We start from the raw sequence: 16,971 nt of genomic DNA on the forward strand, positions 1-16,971 counted from the left end.
CAGAAATGACTGGTATTTTAGAGTCTTCTTTCTTGCGTGGAGAATGCACTCCTTCGTTGAGAAACTGTTCCAGAACAGGGCTATTTATGTCTTTTTCAGCGCTTTCACCCATATCCGGTAGCCATCTTCGTTGAGGTGCAGGCCGTCGGTGGTCAGCTCCTTGCGCAGGACGTTCGTTCCCTTCTCGGTGAAGAGCGGGAAGAGGTCGATGAAGTCGATCTGCTGCTCGCAGGCCAGCTCCCGGAGGAGGGCATTGATCTGGGGAACCGTTTCGGTCTTGCCCGTCAGCAGGCGGTAGCGGCCGAAACTCTCGTTGATGGGCAGCAGGCTCTGCAGGTAGAGGTGCGTCTGCGGCGACTCGCGGCGGATGCGCTCCACGGTGAGGCGGATGAGGCCGGCGATGCTGTCGGCCGTCAGTCCGTGGGACACGTCGTTGATGCCTATCAGCAGGAACAGTTTCCTGGGATGGCCGGGCAGAATCTGGTGCAGGCGGTCGTACACGCCCATCACCTCGTCGCCGATGATGCCGCGGTTCACCACGTGCTTCCAGCCGAGCCGTTGGCCCCAGTCGCCTCCGTTCTCGGTCAGGCTGTTGCCCAGCATCACAATGTCCTGCGGGGTGACGGGCGGTTCGTCCATGAACTGGAGGAAGCGCCGGTAGTAATGGTCGGTATAGGTGCGCGGGGTGGGCTGGATGGAGGCGGCCACGGCATTGGCCACCAGCGAACGCAGGCGCACCACGCTGTGCTCGTCCTTGGGATGGACGGCGTTGATGAGCAGGATGACGCTGGTGTCCGTATCGGGGTCAATGACGATGCTGGTGCCGGTGTAGCCCGTGTGGCTGTAGGTATGGGGGCCGAAGAGGTCGCCGTTGTTCGAGGCATAGGCCGTGAAGCAGTCCCATCCCAGCGTGCGTCCCAGCGACGCCACGGCACGGGGCACGGTGCGCATGGCCTGTACGCCCTGCGGGCTGAGGATGCGCCGTCCGTTCCACTCGCCGCCGTTCTGCAGGGCGGCGCAGAGCAGGGCGATGTCATCGGCACACGAGAAGACACCTGCGTTGCCGCTGATGCCACCGTTCATGATGCGGGCCAGGGGGTCGTGCACTTGTCCGCGGAGCACTTGTCCGTCGGGCTGCTGTTCGGTGGGGGCCATGAGGCTGGCACCGTCCTGTGCCCATTGGGGCACGTCGTCGGTGTTCACCCAGTGGCCGTCCTTGTCCTGCCGGCAGGGCAGGTAGTCGGTGTGTTCCATGCCCAGCACGTCGAAGATGTGCTCTTTGGCAAACTGGCGCAGCGACTGGCCGCTGACGGTCTCGACGATGTGCTGCAGGGTGATGAAGTTGAGGCAGCTGTACTGGAAGTCGGTCTGCGGGCGGAAGTCGCGCGGGCAGGTGGCGATGTATTCCATCAGTCCGTCCGGATTGGGCTGGCCGTACTGTCGGGCAACTTGGGCCACCGGCGCATAGGACGGCAGTCCCGAGGTGTGGGTCATCAGGTCCTGTATGCGGATGGTCTGCTTTTCCTTTCCGTCGGCGCTCTGCCAGTCCTTGAAGTGGGGAATGTAGCGGCTGACGGGGTCGAGCATGCGTAGCTTGCCCTGTTCGGCCAGTATCATGACGGAGATGGCGGTAGACATGGCCTTGCTGCACGAAGCCATGTCGAACACGGTGTTGGTGGTCATCGGTCCCACTTCGGGCAGCAGGCTCCGGTGTCCGTAGGCCTTGAGATAGGCCATCTTGCCGTGGCGGACGACGGCAAGCACGGCTCCCGGAATGCCGTCTTCGGCAATGGCCTGTTCGATGGCCCGGTCGGCATACGTCAGGTGGCGGCTGCTCATGCCCACCTGTTCGGGGGCTACCCGCTGCAAGGGTTGGGCCGCAGCTGCCTGGATGCCCATGAGCAGGATGAATAACAAACGGATGGTTTTCATGTCTTGTCTTGTTGGGTCGGCCGATTTATTTTCCTTCGCGATAGGCGTCCACGGCTTTCTTGACCGAGCCGTGCATCAGCAGCAGGGCTTTGGCCTTGCCGTAGTCCAGGCCCAGCTCCTCGACCAGCATACGGGTGCCGCGGTCTATCAGCTTCTTGTTGCTCAGCTGCATGTTCACCATCTTGTTGCCCTTGACGCGGCCCAGCTGGATCATGACCGAGGTGCTGATCATGTTCAGGATCATCTTCTGCCCGGTGCCCGACTTCATGCGCGAACTGCCGGTGACGTATTCCGGTCCTACAATCATCTCGATGGGTACGTCGGCTTCGGCGGCCATGGGCGAGTCGGGATTGCTGGTGATGCAGCCGGTCAGGATGCCGTGCTCGCGGGCCTCGTGCAGGGCGCCGATGACGTAGGGCGTGGTGCCCGATGCGGCGATGCCGATGACGGTGTCCTTGGTGGTGATGTTGCGTTCCACCAGTTCTTCCCAACCGCGGTGGATGTCGTCTTCAGCGTTCTCCACGGGGTTGCGCAGGGCGGTGTCGCCTCCGGCAATGAGTCCGATGACCAGCGTGTTGGGCATGCCGAAGGTGGGCGGAATCTCCGAAGCGTCGAGTACGCCCAGTCGGCCGCTGGTGCCGGCTCCCATGTAGAAGATGCGGCCTCCCTGCTTCATGCGGGGCACTATCAGGTTGACCAGTTTCTCTATCTGGGGAATCGCTTTCTGTACGGCCAGGGCTACTTTCTGGTCTTCGGTGTTGATGTCTTCCAATATTTCGCGGACCGACTTCTTTTCCAAGTCGTTGTAGAGCGAAGGTTGCTCTGAAATCTTGATGAATGCCATATTCTTTTAATTGGTTAGTGGTTAGCGGTGAAGTGATTAGCTGTGGTAGGCGATGAGGCCTTCCATGGGGCTTTTGAGGATGGTGCCCAGCTGGATGCCCGTCGCTTCGGCGGCCTGTGCCAGCACGTCCTTGTAGTAGTAGGCTACGGAACCGATGAAGTGGACTTCGTGGTTCTGATAGTCGTACTGCATGACGTTCCGTCTGAGGAACGACTCGAAGCTGTCCAGCACCAGGCGGTGCAGGCAAGGTTCGTTCAGGTTCTGTGCCAGGAACGGAGAGAGGCTGGCCAGGAAACGGTTGGGGAACGGCTTGCGGTAGACGCGGTCGATGATGTCGGCCGGCGTCAGGCTGAACTGCCGGAGGAATTTTTCCTTCAGTTCGGGTGTTGTCTGGTTCTTCAGGATGTCGCCCACCAGCAGCTTGCCCAGACAGGCACCGCTACCTTCGTCGCCCAGGATGAATCCCAGGGGCGATACGTTCTGTACGATCTTCTCCCCGTCGTAGTAGCACGAGTTGGAGCCGGTGCCCATGATGCAGGCGATGCCCGGACGGTGTCCGCACAGGCTGCGGGCGGCGGCCAGCATGTCGGTGCTTACTTCCACTTCGCCTTTCACCTTCAGGTGGCGCAGGAGGACACGGCGTACGGTGGCTATCTTGTCGGGAAAGGCACAACCGGCACCGTAGAAGTAGACGGCATCCACTTCCTGGCTCTTCAGTTGGGGCAGAAGGTTGGTGACTATCTCGTTGCCGATCTCTTCCTCACTTTGGAAGAAGGGATTGGTACCTTTGGTAAAAATCTGCTGGAGTACTTCTCCATGCTCCACCAAACACCAGTCGGTTTTGGTAGAGCCGCTGTCTGCTATCAGTATCATAGTTCTTAAATTTATATCTTGATGTATATTTTCCGTTTATATAATTGGTATCCGATGCACCAGTTGATGGCTACAAATATCAGGGCATAGGCCAGGGAGCCGCCTGTGTCGCCGAACAGCGGTTTCAGCATCTGGTCATAGAGCAGTCCGTGGATAGAGATGCTGCCGTCGCCCCACGGCAGGCGGATGCTGCCGAACAGGATGCCCAGCACACCACCCAGCACGTACATGAACAGCGGATTGACGCCGAACGACTCGAAGAACAGGCTCCAGCGTTTGTATCCCTTCACATCGATTATCCAGATGAGCAGGGCCAGCAGGCTGGAGGCCAGTCCGCAGGTGGTAAGCACGTAGGTGGGCGACCATATCTTCTTGTTGATGGGGCATCCGTAGCTCAGCAGCAGGCCGCTGAAAGTAAGGATGGTGCCTACCAGAAACAGCAGGATGAGGTGCGAGCGGAGTGTCTCTTCGCGGCTTTGCCCGGCACGGCTCTTGTCGCCCAGCATCATGCGGCCCACACAGAATCCCAGCAGTACGTGAGCAATGGAGGGAATGGTGCTCAGCAGCCCTTCGGGATCGATGCCGTTGTCCTTGTACATGTGGGCGGGGGTGAGGATGGCGCGGTCTACTACAGACAGGATGTTTGTCTCGTTGTAGGCAAATCCGTTGCCGCCCATCAGCAGGGCGAAGTATCCCACAAGCAGGGTGACGATGATCCAGGGAATGTAGCGGTGCTTCACGGTGAGGGCAACGATGGACGCGGCGCAATAGCACAGGGCCAGACGCTGCATCACGCCCAGAATGCGCATGCGGTCGAAGGTCCATACCGCGTTCCACAAGTTCTGGCCGAAGCTCAAATCATCGGGAGCTGAGGCCCAGTAGTAACAGAAGCGTGAGAACCATCCGATGGCCATGCCGATGACAAAGATGACGACGGTACGCCGCAGAATCTTCCGCAGGGCGGCATGGCTGTAGGCGAAGTCGTACTTCTTCAGTGAGATATAGGTCGATATGCCCATGATGAACATGAAGAAGGGAAATACCAGGTCGGTGGGCGTGAAACCGTTCCACTCGGCATGGCGCAGGGGGGCATAGATGTGTCCCCATGACCCTGGATTGTTCACCAGTATCATGCCGGCAATGGTGATGCCTCGCAGGATGTCGAGGGCCAGGATGCGTTTGCTGTGGTTTACTTGTTTTTCCATGACGTTTTTTCCTTTAGCTTTGGGTTGGAGGAACCGTACATTCGTCCACCAGGTAGGCTATCGACACATACGGAATGCCTGAGTTTGTCGTCAGGCCGATTTCGCAGGTGCGGCTGTTGCTGTAGCCGATCTGGATGTTCCGTTCTTCTATCTGAGGGCGGAGTTTGCGCAGGGCGTATGCGTTCAGTTCGGGATGTGTGAATCCGCGGTCGCCTGCAAAGCCGCAGCAGCCTACTTCTTCGGGTACAAAGACCTGTGTAGAGCAGAGGCGTGCCAGGGCGACAAGCGTGTCGGCCAGTCCCATCTTTCGCATGGAGCACGTGATGTGCAGGGCTACGGGGCGGTCTATGGGCTTGAACACCAGGCGAGGGCGCAGGAAGGTATAGATGAACTCGGCCGGTTCGTAGAGCTTCATGCGGTGGATGGTTTCCCGCATGCGGTGCAGGCAGGGACTTTGGTCGCACAGCACGGGGTAGCGTCCTTGCCGGCTGGCCTCCCACAGGGCTTCTTCGAGTTCGCGTGTCTTGCGGTCGGCGATATCCATCATGCCTTTGCTTTCCCAGATGGTGCCGCAGCAGAGCTTTTCCATGTTCTGGGGGAAGATGACTTCGTAACCGGCTTTGTGGAGCAGGGCCACCATCTTGTTTACCAAAGCCTGTTCGACGGGCGACTTGCGGGCCAGGCCCATGGTCTGGTTGATGCAGCTGGGGAAATAGACCACTTTGAGCGAAGCTTTGTTTTCTTCCGCTTTCTGGCTATTCTCCATTTTCCGCTCTTCGTGCTTCATCTTATAGGCTTTGGGCATGGCCGGAGTCCACTGGGGGATGCCCAGCAGGTTGTGCATGCCGCGGGTAAGCTTGCTCATGGCGGCAGTTCCCAGTACGGCATGAGCCGTGTCGGCCAGCGTCAGTACGGGACGGAGTGTGTTCTTGATGCCTGCAAAGTGACGGGCGGCATAGTTGCCCAGTTTATATCCCTGGCTGTCGGGCGGCAGCAGGTGTTGGCGGACCAGATGAGTCAGGTCGCCTGTATTGATTCCCATCGGGCACGACATGGAACAGAGTCCGTCGCCCGCACAGGTTTGGTTGCCTAAGTAGCGGTATTGTTTCTCGAGCAAGGCCAGTCGTTCGGGGTTGTCGCCTTCCTGACGCAGGCGGGCCAGTTCGCGCTGAATGACGATGCGTTGGCGTGACGACAGCGTGAAGCCGCACGACAGGCAGTTCACTTCGCAGAAGCCGCACTCGATGCAACGGTCTACTTTGGAAATGAGAGACAAGCTACGGGCCGCCTGTTCATCACTTGCAGCTTGCTGACTGTAGTTTGTAGCCATCATGGGCAGCGGTTTGAAGTGCTTCAGGTGGCACTTGGGGTCGTCGTTGAAGATGACGCCGGGGTTGAGCAGCCCTTTGGGATCGAAGAGGTGTTTTACAGCCTTCATCACTTCAAAGGCTTCGTCACCCCATTCGTAGCGTACGTAGGGGGCCATGTTGCGGCCCGTACCGTGTTCGGCCTTCAGAGAACCGTCGTATTTGTCAACGACTAGGGTCTTGACGTCTTCCATCAGCGCGGCATAGCGGTCCACTTCGGCCTGGGTGGCAAAACTCTGGTTGACAATAAAGTGGTAGTTGCCTTCCAGGGCATGGCCATAGATGCAGGCATCGTCGTAGCCGTGGCGGGCAATGAGTTGCTGGAGGTCGGCCGTGGCTTCGGGCAGGTCTTCGATGTGGAAGGCCACGTCTTCGATGAGGCAGGTCGTGCCAGGTTGGCGTGTTCCGCCTACGCTGGGGAAGATGCCCGACCGGATGGCCCAGAACTGGCCGTACTCTGCCGGATTGTCGGTGAAGTGTATGGGTATGTAGGTACGGAAGGCCGAGAGCGTCTGTTCGATGGTGGCGATGTTGGCCTTCAATTCTTCAGGCGTGCGGGCCTTGGTTTCCGTCAATACGGCGGTGAGACCCGAGGGATCGGCTGCTTCTCCTTTATATTTGAGATAGACAGGGTCGTTGACAGACGACAGACTCTTGTAATCCAGCAGTTCGGCTCCCTTGACAATCCATTCGTCTTCTGTCCCTTTCAGCTTCTTCATGGCCACTACGGCCCGGCAGGCTTCGCGGATGTCTGTGAAGTAGACCATGGCGCTGGCCTTGCAGGGATAGTCGTATTCGGTGCGCATGGTTACCTGCGAGAGGAAGGCCAGGGTACCTTCGCTGCCCACCATCAGATGGGCGATGATGTCGAACGGGTCGTCGAAGGTAATCAGGGGAAGCAGGTTGAGGCCTGTGACGTTCTTGATGGCGTATTTGTATCGGATGCGTTCACGCAGATGTTCATTGGCATGGATGCTGTCGCGCAGGTGGCAGATGGTGCGGATGAAGTCGCGATGAGTTACCTCAAAGGATGCACGGCTGACGGGGTCGCCCGTATCAAGCACGGTACCGTCGGCCAGGACGATGCGCGCCGAGAGCATTACCCGGTCGCTGTTGGCGTGCGTGCCACAGTTCATGCCCGAGGCATTGTTCATCACGATGCCGCCTACCATGGCACTTTTTACCGAGGCGGGGTCAGGAGCGAACTTTCGTCCGTAGGGAGCCAGCAGTTGGTTGACACGTTGTCCCACGATACCCGGTTGTAGGGTGATCTGGCTGCCGTCGGAGCTGATGGAGTATTGCTCCCAATGCTTGCCGGCCACGATGAGGATGGAGTCGCTGATGGCTTGTCCGGACAAACTGGTACCTGCGGCACGGAATGTAACTGGTAAATTGAGCTTGTCGGCCAGGCGGAGCAGTTCGGCCACCTCGTTCTCGTTTTCCGAGCGGATGATGATTTGGGGTATCAGTCGGTAAAAGCCCGCGTCTGTTCCCCAGGCCAGGCGTCGGAGCTCGTCAGTATAAATCCTGTCCTGTGGAATGAAGCGTGAGGCTTCGTGCAGGAAGGATAAGTAAGGTTCTTTCATATCTCTTGTTTCAAGTTTCATATCATTTTGTTTCTTTAATGCCTTTGTGTGTTGCCCTGTTGGGAAAGTCGTGGAGGAAAATATGGACTCCTCGTACAACTGCCAACATTTGCCAAGCCCGTGGCAGTGGTCGTGACGTCGTGGTGGCAGCGCTTGTGACACAAGCTTGTCACAACTATTGCCATAGGCTTGTCACACTCACTGCCATACTTGTGTCAAGAAGGCTATCCCCCGGTGAAGGCAACCGAACACTGTCTATCGGTACAGGTAGTACTTCTTGGACAGTTGGCGGAAACTCTCCACGTCCTTTTCCCAGTAGGGGCGTATGTCTTCCCAGCGGTTGTTCTGGCTGAAGCGTTCGCGTATCTGGCGGGAGCCGCACACCTTGTCGAACATGTTGAAGCGTCCTTTGTCAGCATGGTCGAAGACGGCGCGGTCGGGCCACAGACGTGCTACTTCCTGCATCACGAGGAACTGGATGGGACTGAGCGGTGCTTTGGCATAGTCGGTGATGTGCACCTGTACGCCTTGCAGCTGTTCGCCCTTGCCTACACTGTAGAACGGTTGCAGGTAGATGGGACGGAAGATGACGCCGGGTACGTGGAGCTCGTTCAGGGCATCGGCCAGCTTGTCGGCCTCGGCCCACGAAGCTGCAAACATCTGGAAGGGAATGGTATAGCCCACACCGATGGACATGTAGCCCAGTTCGCCCAGGATACCGCTCACGGGGTAGAAGAATGCCGAGTGTGGGTGGGGTATGTGGGGCGATGAGGGTATCCATTGCAGGCCTGTGGCTGTGTAGTCCATTTTCCGTTTCCAGCCTTTCATCTTGATGACCGTCAGTTTGCACTGTACGCCGCCTGCCAACATGCGTTCGCCGTTGAGCATCAGTGCCAGTTCGCCGCAAGTGAGGCCGTAAAGGTACGGAATTTTAAATTGACTGACAAAAGAAATGCAATCGTCTTCAACCAAATTGCCTTCTACCTTGAGTCCGCCCAGCGGATTGGGGCGGTCCAGCACGATGAGTTCCTTGCCGTTTTCGGCAGCTGCCTCCATGGCCAGTCCCAGGGTACTGATGTAGGTGAACGAACGGCAACCGATATCCTGAATGTCGTATACCAGTACGTCGACGTCCTTCAGCATTTCTGGTGTGGCCTTGCGAGTCTTGCCATAGAGTGAGTAGACGGGCAGGCCGGTGGCGGGGTCGCGCTGGTCGGACACGTGGTCACCGGCATGGACATCACCCCGTACACCGTGTTCGGGACCATAGAGAGCCACGAGGTTCACGTTGGGCGCCTCGTGCAGGATGTCGATGGTGGAGCGCAGCTCGTTGTCCACACCCGTTGGGTTGGTGATGAGGCCCACGCGTTTTCCCTCCAGGCAGCGGAAGTTCTGTGACTTGAGCACTTCGATGCCTGTCTTGATACGTATTTTCTGTGCCTGGGCGCCTATGGCGAAGCACAACAGAAGCAGAAATCCTAGCAGCTTTTGTCTGGTTGCCGTATGTCTGTGACAGATGAATTTTTTCATATTCTTATTATTTGATAGATAATCTGTAGGTTATTCTTCTTTCTTTCCGAACTTGGGGTCAACTTTTACCAGTGCCGCCATGCCGATGGTGGTGATGCAGCAGATCATGGTCCATACGAAGAAGTGACGGTAGCCGATGGTTTCCTGCAGCCAGCCTGCTATCATGCCCAGCATCATGCTCAGGGCCATGAAGCCGGTACAGATGGCATAGTGCGAGGTCTTGAACTCGCCTTCGGAGTAGTAGATGAGGTAAAGCATATAGGCCGTAAAACCAAAGCCGTAACCGAACTGCTCGATGAAGACGCAGATGTTGACCGTAATCAGAGAATGGTCCTGGAAGTAACTCAGGTAGACAAACGTCAGGCAGGTGAGCGACATGCTCCAGGCCATGGGCTGTAACCATTTCTTCAGTCCTCCCTTGGCTGCGGCCACACCGCCGATGATGCCGCCCAGTGTCAGGCCGATGATGCCTACGGTACCATATACCAGTCCCACTTCGCCGGTCGTCAACCCCAGACCACCTTTGTCGATGGGGTCGAGCAGGAAGGGTTGTATAATCTTGGTGAGCTGCGCTTCGGGGAAGCGATAAAGCAGCATGAAACCGATGGCGGCTACCGTCTGCCAGAAAGGCATCTTGGTGAAGAAGGTGCGGAAGGCGTCGATGAAGCCTCTGACGATGCTGCCGGCGTCGGTACTCTTGTGAGTAGTGTCACTGGCCGGACGTGGTAATATCCAACTGTGATAGATGGCTACCAGGAAGAAGAACACCGAAAGTACGATGAATACCACCAGCCATGCCAGCGGTATGTTGCCCGATGTGCCCACGAAGTTGGCTTCCGTACGTTCGGTCAGTTTGTGGTCTATTTCGAAATAGAGGTAGGCCGGCTTGTTCCAGTTGCTTTCGTTGAATTCGAAGCGGGTGGACAGTTTGCTTTGCTCCAACTTGATACTTTGGTCGCCATCCTTGTATTCTACGTTAAGCACAATACTCTCGCCGGGGGCCGGCTGGTGGTTGAGCCTTACGGCAGCCAGTGCGATGTTGTTGGCGGTTTCACCTGTATTGGTAGCATGCTTCTCGCCGAACGTGTTGCGCAGCCAGGTGCGGAAGGCGCTTTCCTGGGTAGCTGTTGCAGTAACGGCCGGTGCTCCTTTCGTGATGAGGCTGCCTTTGACGAAACCGTTGCGTACGTTCATGTTGTTTACCGAATCGCGCATCAAGGCCGCATATTCAGCGAAGGGAATGGTTTGTCCCTGTTCGTCGGTAGCGCTTGTCGGTGCCTGTATGGAGGCCTGTACCGTTGCATCGGAAGTGAGGAAGCTGAGCGTTTGTCCGTCGTCGGTCGGGGTGATGAACAACGGCAGGCCGGCAGCCGCTACCGGTTTCGACGGGTCGGCCACCACCTGGATTTTGACGGGTTCCAAGCCGGAGTTCATTTCAATGACGCCGGCCAGTATCACCAGAATGCCTTGTCCCATGACGGTGGCAATGCGATAGAAGGTGCTTCGTATACCCACATACAGCGACTGTTCGTGTTCGCTTAGGGCCAGCATGTAGAAGCCGTCGGCTGCTATGTCGTGTGTGGCCGAGGCAAAGCCCATCAGCATGAAGATGGCGAAGGTGAACTGGACATAGAACTCTGTAGGAATGGTGAAGGCAATGCCTGCCAAGGCTACAGCTACAATCCATTGCATGGCCAGCGTCCACCAGCGCTTGGTCTTGATGATGTCGACAAACGGGCTCCAGAAGGGCTTGATGACCCACGGAAGTCCCAGCCAGCCGGTATAGAGGGCGATATCGGTGTTCGACATGCCCAGTCGTTTGTACATGATGACGGAAATGGTCATCACCGCCACATAGGGCAGCCCTTGGGCAAAGTATAAGGTAGGTATCCATGCCCAGGGATTGGTTTTCTTAGTCAGTTTATTCATGGTCATTTCTATGTTTGTCCTTTAGGAATAAATCGGCTCGATGCTGGCGCCGATGTAATAGTGCAACAATATTTCATCGTATTTGTAGCCCTGTTCGCCCATGACGGCGGCACCGATCTGGCAAAGACCTACGCCGTGTCCCCAGCCGGCACCGATGAGGGTGAAGCGTCCGGGTATGCCTTCGGGCGAGAGGTCGCTCTTGTCTACCACGAAAGCCGAGCTGTAGAGGTGCGAGGGCGACAGTGTATGGCGTATTTCCAGTTCCTTGCCGATGGTGAGTGTGCGTTTGGTACCCACAATCTTCAGTTTCCACAGACGTCCGCTGGTGCCACGGGCCACGGGGACGAGGTCGATGATCTGTCCGTAGTCTATGCCCGACCGTTTCAAGATGAGGGCCGACAGTTCATCTTGTGTGTATTCTACGCGCCAGCGGTAGAAGTCGGTGGTTTCCTGGTCGTAGTTGTTGAGTACTTGTGACAGAATGTGTTTGTCTGTAGTGTTGCAGAACGATTCGGGCGAAGTACGTATCCAGCGGTCGGCTTCGGCTTCGACGGTGAGGTCGGGCAGGTCGGTGGCCGGTTGGGACGTGTTGCCCTGGCGGATGCGCCAGTCGCGTTGCTTCCGCAGGTAGGAGTAAGGTGTGTTTTCCCAGCAGTACTGGAACTCTTCGAAGGCACCACCGCAACATTTGGAGAAACGGGCGTCACAGATTTTCCCTTCAGACATCAGTACCTGTCCGCGGGTGGCTTGGATAGCTTGGCGTACGATATCGGTCGAAGCACGGGTGATGCCTTGATAACGCTGGCAGTGGTCATCGGCGCAGACGTCGAAGCGGGTATGGTCTTCTCGGTCGAACCATCGGATCAGTTCGTCATTTGTCTGTGTGCAGGCTTTGTAGTCTGTATGTTTGGCTACGATTTCCTTGTTCTTGTTAATCTGGGCCAGCAACCAGCTTCTCGAAATCACCGCATGGGCTTTCAGCAGCTCCAGCGAGGCGGTAGCGCTCATTTCGCTGGAGATGACACTGGTCAGGTAGTCTTCTACGCGGATGACGTTGACGGCAGTCAGCTTGTCATTTTCCACAATGATGCGCAGAGCACCCTGGAAACGCTGGTCTTCCTTGCGCTCCCAGTGGAAGTTGATGCCGATGGTGACTCCGTGCAGTTCGAACGAGGCGTTCTGTTCGTCTTCGGGTTCGAAAAGCAATTCGTCGTAGAGGCGGCCTTGCCACAGGATGCGGCCATGGTCAAAGGTGACGGTTTGGTTGCCGTTCACTTCCTGACCGTCCTGGCGGTAGGGGGCCAGCAGGGTGAATTCTATCTGGGGTTCGAAGAGGATTCCCACGTGTACTTTGGGCTCTTTCATAATGTTGTTCTTTTCTTTAACGGATTTCGTTGCGGATGTGCTCCTTCACGTGAACAAAAGCTTCGGGTGAAAGACATACCTCGCTTAATATTTGTGCCACGTCGTCTGCGGTAATTTTCAGAAAATCCTGCTCGACAGGGGTAATGAATACTCCTCCCAGGTCGACCGAAGCAGGACTGCTCAACAGGCGGGCATCACCTTCAGCCGTGTAGCAGGCAGGGCGATGCTTGGCACGAGGAAAGACGAAAATTGTCCAGCGGGAGGACTCATAGAGGGCCAGGATATTCATCATCGGTTCCTGGTCGCCTTCGGGTACGGGCAGGGCGTGGTAGATGGTCTGGAAGAAACGGCAGGCTTCGTCGGCATCGTCAGTGTCGATGACGAGTGTCGTACGCGGGGCGTCATCCAGGCTGTAAAGCGTGGCGCATTCGGTCTGCACTACCGTCTCGCCTATCCGCGTGCGCCAATCGGCCTCAATGGGCATAAAACCGCGGTTGCCCGCCTGAAAGTGAGCATGGTCAGGAGCGGAGGCACCACAGCCCGGACCGTTGTAGAAGATGGTGAAGTCCGTCAGTTCCCGGGCGAGTTCCAGCATGTCGGCAAAGCGATGGCCGATGAGCTGGGGAACGTGTTCAGTCTCGGGTATGGTGAGGTGGCGCGGGAAGATAGGGAAGGGATTCACCAGCAGCTCGTAGTGGCCCAGGAAGGGAATACCTTCCTGCTCAGCCGGCCGGTTAGCAGCGCAGAGAAAGCAACGGCGTTCGCGGATGGACTTAGCATCGACCTTGGCACCGGAGGAAACGATACGGGCGGGGTTGAACTGCACCTTATAGGGTACGCCGCGCACGTTCAGTTCCTTGACTCGTACGCCCGTGAGGGCTTCGTAGCTGTGGCGTGCTGTTTCCCATGTAGCAAGTTGGCGAGCCAGCAAATCGTTTACTTCTTTATTCATAGAATTCATGATGGTATTATTTTACTTTTTCTTGTTCAATGCAATGCGCGCTTGCAGTTCCCATGTACGAATACGGTCTTTGTATAAGTTATTAGCATTCATCTTTACAACATCCAGTGCTGCGTCTGAATTGTCATCCCAGCGGCGGCAGAGGTAGACGACGTCGTAGACGCGACCTATCTGGAAGCGGCGGGAGAAGTTCAGTCCCAGCGCATAGTCTTCGCCGTAGCTGGTGTTGGGTACCTTCACTTCGCGCAATACGGGGGTGTAGAAGGCACGGGGCGCTCCCAGACCATTGATGCGCAGGGCGTTGTTGCGGCCGTTCTCGGGCGTCCATTCACGGTGGTCGATAATGCCGGGAGCAATCATCTGCATGTCGAAGTTGGTCATCATGTAGGTACCTACAACCATACCGCAGTTCTGTTCGTAGAAGGCACGTACCATGATGGACAGTGTGTGCTCATCCTTGTAAACGTCGTCGCTGTCCAGCTGGATGGCAAATTTGCCGCACTTGGGGTGATGTACGCCCAGGTTCCAACAGCCGCCGATGCCCAGATCGTTGCGTTCGGGAATGAGGTGGATGAGACGTTCGTCGCTGCTGAACTCGTCGATGGCTTCGGTGGTACCGTCGGTCGAGTGGTTGTCGATGACGATGAGGTTGAACTTGAAGTCGGCCTGCTGCGTCAGTACCGAGCGGATAGCGTCGCGGATGGTGCGGATGCGGTTACGTACGGGGATGATGACCGATGCTTCGTATTCGGAGTTACCCTTGTCGAACTCAATGTGTTCGAACTCCGGCTTCAAGTAGCCGCCCACTTCTTTCAGGTGCTCTGTGCAGGCTGCTTCCATCTCGATCTGGCGGTTGCGGTTCTTCGGGTCTACGTAGTCGAAAATCTTTTCGCCGCTGCGGCGGGTGTCGTTCTCTACTTCTGTGTAGAGGTATTCGTTGATATGTACCAGTTCGTGGCGCTGCGACAGTTTGAGTCGCAGGTCATAGAGTCCGGCAAACTGATAGTCGGCCTTCATACGGGCGGCGGCATCCTTCAGTGCACCAGTGCGGTAGAGCAGTACGGAACCGAAGTCGAAGTCGTCGCGCAGCGACCCCTGCTGATAGTCGATGACGGGAGCGATGGTCTGTTGGCCGCCTTTCAGCTGGTAGTGGTCGGCATAAACCATGCCTGCGCCGCTGTCGTTCAGAATATGTACCATGCGTTCCAGTGCAAACATACCCAGATTAAGAATGGTATCCTTGGTATAGAGCAATGTGTAAGGTGCTGCGGCTTGTGTGGCGATGGCTTTCAGGATTTGGCTGCTGAAAGGACTGTCGACGGTCAGAAAACTGCATCCTTCGGGCAGTGAAGCTGGTGCTTCGGTGCCGAAGAGGGTGATTTGTCCGGCCTGGCCGGTGGCTTGCAGACCTTGGATGGTTTGTTCTATGTCTTTGTTTCCTGTGTAGAGGAGGTAGCAATCAATTCTTTCCATGGTGGTTCTATGTTTAATGATGATTATTATTGTTTCTTGTCTTGAAGCAGGGTAACGGTGCCGTCCGTACTGCTGACGAGCAGAGCACCGTGTCCCAGCGGAACGACGGTGTTGATGAGTGAATTGCCTACTTTGTGCTGCCAGCGGATGCGTCCTGTCAGTCCGTCCAGTGCACATATCAGTCCGTCATTGGTACTTGTATAGACAATGCCTTCCTTTTCGGGCAGCATGCTGGGAGCATGTTCGTAGCCGAAGCCAGCATTGGTAGCCCACAGCTCTCTGGCTTCCTTGCCGTCTGCTGCATAGCAGACAATGCTGTCGTTCATGGTCTTGGCATAGATGCGTTGTCCGTCCTCGGACAGGCCGATGCTCTCACGTACTTGTGACTGGAAGGTGCGCCAGATGGTTTGTCCTGTCTGGAGATCAATGGCGGTCAAGGCACGTTTGGGATCAGCAATGAAGACTTTGTCGTCTGTTGCTACAGGCCAAACGGCTGCTGGTGAATAGTGTATACCAGGCAGGCCGTGTGTCCATTTCCAGCACTCGCGTCCTGTCTGTTGGTCGAGGGCGTAGAGTGTGTTGTCCCATGCACCGAATATGACTTTGCCGTCTGTCAGCAATGGACGGGTTTCGATGTAACCCAGTACGTCCGTGTAAGCCCATAGCAGTTTGCCAGTCTTCAAGTCGATGGCACGGAAGGTGTGGTCGCTGGCTCCGATATAGGCGGTGCCGTCAGCTATGGCTACGGCTCCAAGTACAGGTGCTGAGGCTTCGAGCGTCCATAGCAGTTGACCATTTTCGGCGTTGACACCATAGATGTGCTTGTCTGCCGAACCGAATACTACGATTCCGTTTGCTACGCCTGGAGTGCCCACAATGCGTTTCTGGGCGGAGAAGCTCCACAGACGCTTACCCTTTTTCAGACTGTAGGCGGTCAGTTGTCCCAAGTCGTCGGCTACAAATACACGTTTGCCATCTGTGGCGGGTGAGCAGTAGATGCCTACGCCCGTCTGTACCGTCCAGGCAGCTTTCACTTGCGGATAGGTCTGGTTGATGGAGTAATCGGGATATTTTTCAGCCTTGCCCTGATGGTCATAGTATTGGTGTGTGAGCGAAAGAGCAGCCCATTGTTGCTTGGGCTCACCGATACGCTGGGTATAGACGCGGATAGAATCCGGTCCTACCTCGTAGATGCCGTAGCCTGGCTTGCCGTCGGCATCGCGCAGGTTGCTGCGCATCAGGATGCCAGGAATGCCGTCGTAACTCAGCAGACGGTTGCGATGGTAGTGTCCTCCGATGAAAAGGCGGACGTTGTAGGGACGGACGGCATCAGTCACGTCATACCAGTTGTCCACGTCGCCTTCCATCATGGGATAGTGGGTAATGAGGATGACGGGGGTGTCCTTGCCTGCTTTTTTCATTTCATCTGTCATCCAGCGGATGTCTTGCGGTACTACGTGTCCGTAGGCCATACGCATCAGCGGCCCTGAGTTGAAACCCAGGAAAAGGATGCCCTTGTGCATGAATTCGAAATGTTCGCCGCCGTAGATATCCGAAAAGGCTGTGCAGCCCGATTCGCTCCATTTTGTCTCGTGGTTGCCCATGACGATGTAATAGGGCACCTTCAACAGGTCAAGACACGACTTCACACGTTCCATACACAGACGGTCGCCGTTGTCAGTCAGGTCGCCTGTTACTAACACGAAATCGATGCTGTCCGTTGCGTTGATCTGTGCAATAGAGCGCAGCAGGTCTTCTGTCGGATTTGGATTACCCGGCGTGAAATGAATGTCCGTCAGTTGTGCAAAGCGGAAACGCTCCTGCTGTGCCCGCATGCCGTTTGAGAGCAGGAGCAACAGCAGGATGCTGATGTATAACTGATATTTGGGTAAGGTTAGCTTCATGA

The 16,971-nt window shown here is 56.4% G+C and carries 10 protein-coding genes and 2 pseudogenes; all 12 read right to left on the minus strand.

Annotation, left to right across the window (positions count from 1 at the left end; translation table 11 throughout):
* Positions 1-84: 84 nt before the first annotated feature.
* Positions 85-1,932, minus strand: a complete 1,848-nt coding sequence (locus BQ7483_RS16735) for a serine hydrolase (RefSeq protein WP_072546667.1) — start codon at positions 1,930-1,932, stop codon at positions 85-87.
* Between the two features lie 25 nt (positions 1,933-1,957).
* A complete protein-coding gene (gene murQ / locus BQ7483_RS16740; RefSeq protein ID WP_022020124.1) occupies positions 1,958-2,776 on the minus strand; it encodes an N-acetylmuramic acid 6-phosphate etherase in 819 nt (272 codons plus the stop codon).
* A 36-nt stretch (positions 2,777-2,812) separates the two neighbouring features.
* Positions 2,813-3,649 carry a BadF/BadG/BcrA/BcrD ATPase family protein gene (locus BQ7483_RS16745; RefSeq protein WP_072546668.1) on the minus strand — a complete coding sequence of 279 codons (837 nt, stop codon included), beginning with the start codon at positions 3,647-3,649 and terminating at the stop codon, positions 2,813-2,815.
* A gap of 11 nt (positions 3,650-3,660) precedes the next feature.
* Entirely contained in the window at positions 3,661-4,854 is a 1,194-nt protein-coding gene (locus BQ7483_RS16750) for an acyltransferase family protein (protein WP_022020126.1), read from the minus strand.
* A gap of 13 nt (positions 4,855-4,867) precedes the next feature.
* Positions 4,868-7,807 (minus strand): FAD-binding and (Fe-S)-binding domain-containing protein, encoded by a 2,940-nt coding sequence (locus BQ7483_RS16755; RefSeq protein ID WP_072546669.1) that lies wholly within the window; start codon positions 7,805-7,807, stop codon positions 4,868-4,870.
* A 255-nt stretch (positions 7,808-8,062) separates the two neighbouring features.
* Entirely contained in the window at positions 8,063-9,337 is a 1,275-nt protein-coding gene (locus tag BQ7483_RS16760) for an exo-beta-N-acetylmuramidase NamZ family protein (RefSeq protein ID WP_022020128.1), read from the minus strand.
* Between the two features lie 30 nt (positions 9,338-9,367).
* Positions 9,368-10,153, minus strand: a pseudogene (locus BQ7483_RS18350) (MFS transporter); the annotation flags it as partial.
* Between the two features lie 606 nt (positions 10,154-10,759).
* Positions 10,760-11,266 (minus strand): annotated as a pseudogene (locus tag BQ7483_RS18100) (MFS transporter); the annotation flags it as partial.
* 21 nt (positions 11,267-11,287) lie between these two features.
* The gene (locus tag BQ7483_RS16770) at positions 11,288-12,631 is read right to left on the minus strand and encodes a SpoIID/LytB domain-containing protein (RefSeq protein ID WP_022020130.1); all 1,344 of its coding nucleotides are present in this window, start codon (positions 12,629-12,631) and stop codon (positions 11,288-11,290) included.
* Between the two features lie 16 nt (positions 12,632-12,647).
* Positions 12,648-13,583: a DUF4922 domain-containing protein gene (locus tag BQ7483_RS16775; RefSeq protein ID WP_072546670.1), complete on the minus strand. Its 936-nt coding sequence runs from the start codon at positions 13,581-13,583 to the stop codon at positions 12,648-12,650.
* Between the two features lie 21 nt (positions 13,584-13,604).
* Positions 13,605-15,065 (minus strand): glycosyltransferase family 2 protein, encoded by a 1,461-nt coding sequence (locus tag BQ7483_RS16780; RefSeq protein WP_072546671.1) that lies wholly within the window; start codon positions 15,063-15,065, stop codon positions 13,605-13,607.
* Between the two features lie 26 nt (positions 15,066-15,091).
* The gene (locus BQ7483_RS16785; protein WP_072546672.1) at positions 15,092-16,969 is read right to left on the minus strand and encodes an outer membrane protein assembly factor BamB family protein; all 1,878 of its coding nucleotides are present in this window, start codon (positions 16,967-16,969) and stop codon (positions 15,092-15,094) included.
* Between the last annotated feature and the right edge of the window lie 2 nt (positions 16,970-16,971).

The sequence above is a fragment of the Mediterranea massiliensis genome, from assembly GCF_900128475.1.
Lineage (GTDB): Bacteria > Bacteroidota > Bacteroidia > Bacteroidales > Bacteroidaceae > Bacteroides > Bacteroides massiliensis_E.

Coding starts and splice junctions, on each gene's coding strand:
- BQ7483_RS16735 (WP_072546667.1), bottom strand. CDS start 1,932: ATGAAAACCATCCGTTTGTTATTCATCCTGCTCATGGGCATCCAGGCA.
- murQ (WP_022020124.1), bottom strand. CDS start 2,776: ATGGCATTCATCAAGATTTCAGAGCAACCTTCGCTCTACAACGACTTG.
- BQ7483_RS16745 (WP_072546668.1), bottom strand. CDS start 3,649: ATGATACTGATAGCAGACAGCGGCTCTACCAAAACCGACTGGTGTTTG.
- BQ7483_RS16750 (WP_022020126.1), bottom strand. CDS start 4,854: ATGGAAAAACAAGTAAACCACAGCAAACGCATCCTGGCCCTCGACATC.
- BQ7483_RS16755 (WP_072546669.1), bottom strand. CDS start 7,807: ATGAAAGAACCTTACTTATCCTTCCTGCACGAAGCCTCACGCTTCATT.
- BQ7483_RS16760 (WP_022020128.1), bottom strand. CDS start 9,337: ATGAAAAAATTCATCTGTCACAGACATACGGCAACCAGACAAAAGCTG.
- BQ7483_RS16770 (WP_022020130.1), bottom strand. CDS start 12,631: ATGAAAGAGCCCAAAGTACACGTGGGAATCCTCTTCGAACCCCAGATA.
- BQ7483_RS16775 (WP_072546670.1), bottom strand. CDS start 13,583: ATGAATAAAGAAGTAAACGATTTGCTGGCTCGCCAACTTGCTACATGG.
- BQ7483_RS16780 (WP_072546671.1), bottom strand. CDS start 15,065: ATGGAAAGAATTGATTGCTACCTCCTCTACACAGGAAACAAAGACATA.
- BQ7483_RS16785 (WP_072546672.1), bottom strand. CDS start 16,969: ATGAAGCTAACCTTACCCAAATATCAGTTATACATCAGCATCCTGCTG.